The organism is Marivirga arenosa (assembly GCF_030503875.2).
GTDB classification, from domain to species: Bacteria; Bacteroidota; Bacteroidia; order Cytophagales; family Cyclobacteriaceae; genus Marivirga; species Marivirga arenosa.
On sequence record NZ_CP129968.2, the window covers coordinates 3762534 to 3770000 of the forward strand.

The 7467-nt window shown below is 40.5% G+C and carries 2 protein-coding genes and 2 rRNA genes (1 of these 4 cut by a window edge); 2 read left to right on the forward strand and 2 right to left on the reverse strand.

All coding sequences use genetic code 11. The features are described 5' to 3' along the window. The first annotated feature begins 178 nt into the window (after positions 1–178). The gene (locus QYS47_RS16150) at positions 179–1840 is read left to right on the forward strand and encodes a proton-conducting transporter transmembrane domain-containing protein (RefSeq protein WP_322347129.1); all 1662 of its coding nucleotides are present in this window, start codon (positions 179–181) and stop codon (positions 1838–1840) included. A 46-nt stretch (positions 1841–1886) separates the two neighbouring features. Continuing rightward, entirely contained in the window at positions 1887–4364 is a 2478-nt protein-coding gene (locus QYS47_RS16155) for a YbcC family protein (RefSeq protein ID WP_322347130.1), read from the forward strand. Positions 4365–4770: 406 nt separating this feature from the next. Here the strand turns inward: QYS47_RS16155 and rrf are convergent. Both rrf and QYS47_RS16165 read right to left on the reverse strand, forming a co-directional pair. After that, positions 4771–4882, reverse strand: a 5S ribosomal RNA gene (rrf, locus tag QYS47_RS16160). A 138-nt stretch (positions 4883–5020) separates the two neighbouring features. Next, positions 5021–7467, reverse strand: a 23S ribosomal RNA gene (locus QYS47_RS16165) (it continues 443 nt past the right edge of the window).

A 7467-nucleotide genomic window follows, 5' to 3' on the forward strand; every position in this document is an offset into this window, starting at 1 on the left:
CATTTCAGATTTAAACTGGATCATCCATCATAATTATTTTTAATGATATATATAACTTATTTTTATACAATGTATATTTACTATAAACATTAATTTATCATTTTTTTGGTCACCTTTGTTAACTAGGCATATGTTTAATTAGAAAAAATGACTTCTAATTAGCATAAAAACAAAGGATATGAATCAACAGTTAATCGCATTTCTCGCGTATTTATCTCCCTCACTTTTTGTAATAACAGCACTCACTTCCTGGTACCAAGCGGGTTTAAGACCTACAGCAGTAAAAAAACTAGGGATGATCTCATCTTTTTTTGGCATCTTAAGTTCTTTAATTCTTGCTTATGCGGTTTATCAACAAGACTTAATAGAAATCAGCACCTTTTCCATTTATGGTTTAGGGTTAAGCATACGCTTAGATACTGTAAGTATATTAATGTTCAGCATGATTGCCATCTTGAGCTTTGTAATCATGCGATACAGCTTAAACTACCTTGATGGTGACCAAAGACAAGGCACATTTCTAGGAAGATTAGCTGCAACCATAGTATCAGTACAATTTTTAGTTTTATCAGGTAATCTTGCCGTTTTATTAGCTTCATGGATTTTGACCAGCTTATGCTTACATAGATTATTAGTATTCTATAAAAAGAGACCTGGGGCAATTATAGCGGCAAAAAAGAAATCAATAGTCGCCCGATTAGCAGATATTTCTTTATTAATAGGCTTTGTATTATTATATCAAATATTCGGTACGGGAAACTTAGAAATTATATTCCAAAATGTAAGAGAAGGAATATCACCATTATTGGCAACTGCAACAATATTTATAGCATTAGCAGCTTTATTAAAATCAGCTCAGTTTCCAACTCATGGCTGGTTATTAGAAGTGATGGAAACCCCCACTCCCGTTTCATCCTTATTGCACGCAGGATTATTAAACGCAGGACCATTTTTGATAATCCGTTTAGCATTCATTATGGAAGCAACAAGTACCGCTTCTACTTTATTAATTATAGTAGGAGCTTTTACAGCGATTTATGGGTCAGTAGTATATTTAACTCAAACTTCAATCAAAACTGCACTTGGGTATTCCAGCATTGCACATATGGGCTTTAGTTTGATGGTTTGCGGCTTAGGCGTATATCCTGCAGCAATGCTTCATTTAATTGCACACTCATTTTATAAAGCACATTCATTTTTATCATCCGGTTCAGTTATTGATTTAATAAGAGCCGCGAAAGTAACAGGTGCGAAAAGAATAGGAAATCCTTTTAAAATCATCTTAGGAATTCTTTTAGCCATTGCTATGTATTCAGGATTCGCCTATTTATGGGGCGTAGATATTCAAAATGAATTTCAATTATTCGTAATAGGAGGCATTATTGTCTTAGGATTATCGCGATTATTTAGTTTTGCGCTTGATTCAAATGCGAGCATTAAATTATGGTTTCAAGCTTTAGTATTATCAGGAGTCGTTGCTCTTGCATTTTTTAGTCTTGAATCAATATTTCACTTCTTTTTAATGGGTAATGTACCTGAATTAACAATACCCTCTCTATCAGAAGTCATTTTGATGTCCACTGTTTTAACTTTATTTAGTTTAGTGGTATTTATACAGATATTCTCTCCTATTCTAAATCAAAAATCTTCTTTTCAAGCATTGGCGGTCCACATTAGAAATGGATTATATATAAATGTAGTTTTTGATAGAATAGTTAGAGCACATTACCATAAAGAGGATTCCAATTCAAGAATAGTTTTAGAAGAAGCAGAAATCGGGAAATACATTCTTGACTCAAAAGAAAATAACAATGAAGAGCAAGAAGAAAGGCTTGCGTAAACTCTGATAAAAAGCAATTACAACCATAGGTTTTAAAAAAAAAGACATGGCTAATTTTTCACCGGATCAGTTAAGCAAAGAACAAGTAAAATTATTAGAGGTTATTAGAGCTGCTTGTAAAAAAATAGCTCCCGTATGGCCGCTAGAAAGATTTGTGGCGGTTAATCCTTATCTGGGTTTTACTCACAGAACATTTGAAAATGTTGCTCAAGAATTAGCTATTGCTGGTGATATTCAAATGACGCTCCCAAGCAGTTTTTATAAAGAAAAGCTAGAAATAGGTGAAATCAGCCTTGAAGATATTGAGCAGGTTTTAAAGCAGAAAAATAAAAATATTTCCGCTTCCAGCTTCTTAAACAGGCTTCAGGAGGATCAATATGAAATCCCTTCTGCTCCCACTGTTAATAAATTAGCTTCTGTTATTACTGATAAAGATTGGAGTAGATTTATGGTGGACAGAATTTCCAGCTGGGCTAGTACATATTTTGATAATGGACAAGCCTCTTGGAATACCGCCAATCGTGATTTAAATGTATTCGCCTCATGGAAATTGGAGTCTGGAATTGATAAAAGTCCTGAATTAAGCGGTTTAAAACACTTCAGAAAAAACGTTAAAAGCCTTCCCGATAACCCAGTTAAAGTAATTGAATATGCACTTAATGTATTGGACATTCCCAAAGAAGGAATTGACCTATATCTACACAGTGTTTTACTAACAGTTGGTGGCTGGTCTGCCTATGCAGCCAGAATTGACTGGGATAATGAATTATACGGAGGGACTGATGGTGTATTAATTGAGTTTCTAGCCGTTTTAGTGAGCTATGAATTATGTCTAAAAAAAAGCATTAATAATGCAAAATTGGAGGATGCCTGGAATGAAGCTTTAAAATTCTACCATCTTATTAATACAGAAAGTGAACTAGACCTTCATATCAATGATAAATTGATTTTACAGGAGGCCTTTGATGTTGCTCATCAAAGAAAATTAATCGACAAATTTGAAAAACACGAAAAGCTAAATGCTAAAAAAGAGCGGGCACTAGCTCAAGCTGTTTTTTGTATAGATGTTCGTTCTGAAGTCTTCAGAAGAAATTTAGAGGCCGCAAATTCAAAAATAGAAACCATAGGTTTTGCTGGTTTCTTTGCATTCCCAATAAAATATAAGCCTATAGGTCATCAGGATGGAGAGGCACAATGCCCTGTTCTTTTACAAACCGGCCCTACGATTAAAGAAGAATTAAAGGATAAAGAGCAACATCAAAAAACATTAGAAAATAGAAAGCTAAAAAGACAGATTCACCAGATGTGGAAGTATTTCAAATCTGGGGCCGTTACTTGTTTTAGTTATGTAAGCCCAATGGGTTTATCTTATCTTCCAAAACTTATTACCGACTCATTTGGAATCACAAGACCTGTCCCGCATCCAGATGAAGTAGGTTTATCGAAATCTTCTATACAAAATAAGCGAGTAAGCTTGGTAGCAAAATCTGAAAATGGTGAGGATTTTGGTATTCCAATAAAAGACCAGATAGACATGGCAAAAAATGCACTTTCCGCTATGTCTTTATCGGAGGATTTCGGAAAGTTTGTTCTTATCACAGGACATGGTGCCAGCATGGTAAACAATCCGCATGCAACGGGCTATGATTGTGGCGCATGTGGTGGGCACAGTGGAGAATCAAATGCTAAAGTTGCAGCAGCAGTTCTAAACAATAAGGAAGTTCGAGAAGGATTAAATGAACAGGGGATCCAAATTCCTTTTGACACCACATTTTTAGCTTGTTTGCATGATACTACCACAGATGAGGTTAGCATTTTTAATGAGTATGATGTACCGCAATCACAGGCTGGCTTAATAAAAGAAGTAAAGAATGCCTTAAATAAAGCCGGAGAAGCAACTCGAATTGAAAGAGCTGTTCGCTTTGCAGATCATAATTCCAAAGACCCTGACAATTCAATTTTTTATAGAAGTAAGGATTGGGCACAATTACGTCCTGAATGGGGATTAGCAGGCTGCTCGGCCTTTGTAGTAGCCCCGCGAACGCATACCACAGGTCTTGACTTAGAAGGTAAATCTTTCCTACACTCTTATGACTGGAAAAAGGATAAAAACTTTTCCATTCTAGAGTTAATTATGACCGCCCCTATGGTAGTCACTAGTTGGATTAACCTCCAGTATTATGGTTCCACAGTGGATAACCTACATTTTGGCTCTGGAAACAAAACCTTGCATAATGTAACGGCTGGCGTTGGTGTTTTTGAAGGCTATGGCGGTGATTTAAGAGTAGGTTTACCCATGCAATCCATTCATGATGGTGAAAACTTTCAGCATGAACCGCTTCGACTTAATGTTGTTATTGAAGCCCCCATTTTGGCCATCAATAACATATTGGAAAAACATGAATCGGTTAGAGATTTAGTAGATAATGGCTGGATCAAGTTACTCGCCATGAATGAGGGCAAAATCACCCATAGCTATAATGGTGCTCTTAACTGGGAAAAAATCGATAAAGCAGCTGCTTAAAAACTTTAGAAACGGTATTTTAATAAGTATCCTGAATAATCTGATAATTTGGATTTTCATTAAACCAAGCTCTTAATTCAGTTAAAGCAGTTTCATAATCCTCCACCATTAAGGAGCCTAATGCATCTATGTGACACGGTACATTTCCCAGAAGTTGCAACCAAGTATCCCTTTAAGGGGAAAGGGTTTTATAGCTTATATGGTAAGATTGTGTTAGACTTTAACTATCCCATGCTAGAGGTAAGTTATATGCAAAAGCAAGGGTGGTTAAACCCAGCCTATTCAGAAGCCCAACCCATGATGTCATGAGATTCGAATGGCTAAATTGTATCAAAAAGAGATTATCCTGAAAAGTACAGGCATAAAAAAAGCCTGATAGTTTTAAAGCTATCAGGCTTATAATAAAAGTTGGCAACGACTTACTCTCCCACCTTTTACGGCAGTACCATCAGCGCTGGTGGGCTTAACTTCTCTGTTCGGAATGGGAAGAGGTGTACCCCACCGCTATAGTCACCATAAACTCTTGAATGGGTTTATGATCATCTATCCCGATTGATCGGGACGGTAGTATCAGTAATTTCTTTAGTATTCCTCTCTTTTGAAGAATAGTTAACATGTTTTAGTGAAAGAGCACTAAAGTAAACATAAGACTGTTGAACGGAAAGCTACGGATAATTAGTACTGCTCGGCTATGACATTACTGCCTTTACACCTGCAGCCTATCAACCCCATCATCTATAGGGTTCCTTTAAAGAAGTCTCATCTTGAGGCGAGTTTCGCGCTTAGATGCTTTCAGCGCTTATCTCTTCCAAACATAGCTACCCAGCAATGCACCTGGCGGCACAACTGGTACACCAGCGGTTTGTCCAATCCGGTCCTCTCGTACTAAGATCAGGTCCTCTCAAACTTCTAGCGCCCACAACAGATAGAGACCGAACTGTCTCACGACGTTCTGAACCCAGCTCGCGTGCCACTTTAATGGGCGAACAGCCCAACCCTTGGGACCTTCTCCAGCCCCAGGATGTGACGAGCCGACATCGAGGTGCCAAACCTCCCCGTCGATGTGAGCTCTTGGGGGAGATCAGCCTGTTATCCCCAGAGTACCTTTTATCCTTTGAGCGATGGCCCTTCCATGCGGAACCACCGGATCACTATATCCGTCTTTCGACCCTGATCGACTTGTAGGTCTCACAGTCAAGCTCCCTTATGCTATTGCGCTCTGCGCACGGTTACCAAGCGTGCTGAGGGAACCTTTGAAAGCCTCCGTTACTCTTTTGGAGGCGACCACCCCAGTCAAACTACCCACCACACAATGTCTCCGCCAGATGGCGGATTAGGCATCAGATAAAATAAGGGTGGTATTTCAACAACGACTCCACCATGCCTGGCGACACAGCTTCGAAGTCTCCCACCTATCCTACACATATTTTACCCAATGTCAATGTGAAGCTATAGTAAAGGTTCATGGGGTCTTTTCGTCCCGTTGCGGGTAAGCGGCATCTTCACCGCTACTACAATTTCACCGAGCTCGTGGCCGAGACAGTGCCCAGATCGTTACACCATTCGTGCAGGTCGGAACTTACCCGACAAGGAATTTCGCTACCTTAGGACCGTTATAGTTACGGCCGCCGTTTACTGGGGCTTCAGTTCAACGCTTCGCACCGAAGTACTAACGTCCCCCCTTAACCTTCCAGCACCGGGCAGGTGTCAGGCCTTATACATCATCTTTCGATTTCGCAAAGCCATGTGTTTTTGTTAAACAGTCGCCTGGGCCTCTTCACTGCGGCCTCGTTATCACTAACGAGGCGCCCCTTCTCCCGAAGTTACAGGGCCATTTTGCCTAGTTCCTTAGCCACGGATCACTCGAGCACCTTAGGATTCTCTCCTTGACTACCTGTGTCGGTTTACGGTACAGGTACCTTATACATATGTTTAGAGGATTTTCTTGGAAGTCTGATTAGGTCCACTATCCACGCTGCCGAAGCGTTGTGGTACTATCAAGTTCAGCTAGTCGTGCGGATTTACCTACACAACCAATACCTACACTCTTTAACGTACTATTCCGTCAGTACGCGGGACTTTCACTACTCCGTCTCCCCATCACTCTATAAGGTAGTACAGAAATATTAATCTGTTGTCCATCGACTACCCCTTTCGGGTTCGCCTTAGGTCCTGACTAACCCTCAGCTGATTAGCATTGCTGAGGAAACCTTAGTCTATTGGTGGGCTAGTTTCTCACTAGCCTTATCGTTACTTATGCCTACATTTGCTTTTCCATCCGCTCCAACATGGCTTACGCCACACCTTCACTGCTGATGGAATGCTCCCCTACCTCTCGTCATTACTGACAAGACCATAGCTTCGGTTGTATGTTTGATGCCCGATCATTATCGATGCTCTGTCGCTCGACCAGTGAGCTGTTACGCACTCTTTAAATGAATGGCTGCTTCCAAGCCAACATCCTGGCTGTCTAAGCAACTGAACCGCCTTAGTTCAACTTAACATACAATTGGGGACCTTAGCTGATGGTCCGGGTTCTTTCCCTCTCGGACAAGGACCTTAGCACCCTTGCCCTCACTCCCGGGATAATTTGACAGCATTCGGAGTTCATCAGGATTTGGTAGGATTTGACTCCCCCTAGTCCTATTGGTAGCTCTACCTCTGTCAAACATCTCCCGAGGCTGTTCCTAAAAACATTTCGGGGAGTACGAGCTATTTCCCAGTTTGATTGGCCTTTCACCCCTACCCACAGCTCATCCAAAGACTTTTCAACGTCAACTGGTTCGGGCCTCCATTCCGTGTTACCGGAACTTCACCCTGGCCATGGGTAGATCACAAGGTTTCGCGTCTACTTCCCCTGACTAATTCGCCCTATTCAGACTCGCTTTCGCTTCGGCTTCTCCTGTCTACAGGATTAACCTTGCCAAGAAAAGTAACTCGTAGGCTCATTATGCAAAAGGCACGCCATCACCACACGAAGTGGCTCTGACCGCTTGTAAGCGTATGGTTTCAGGTTCTATTTCACCCCGTTATTCACGGTACTTTTCACCTTTCCTTCACAGTACTTGTTCGCTATCGGTCTCTCAGTAGTATTTAGCCTTAC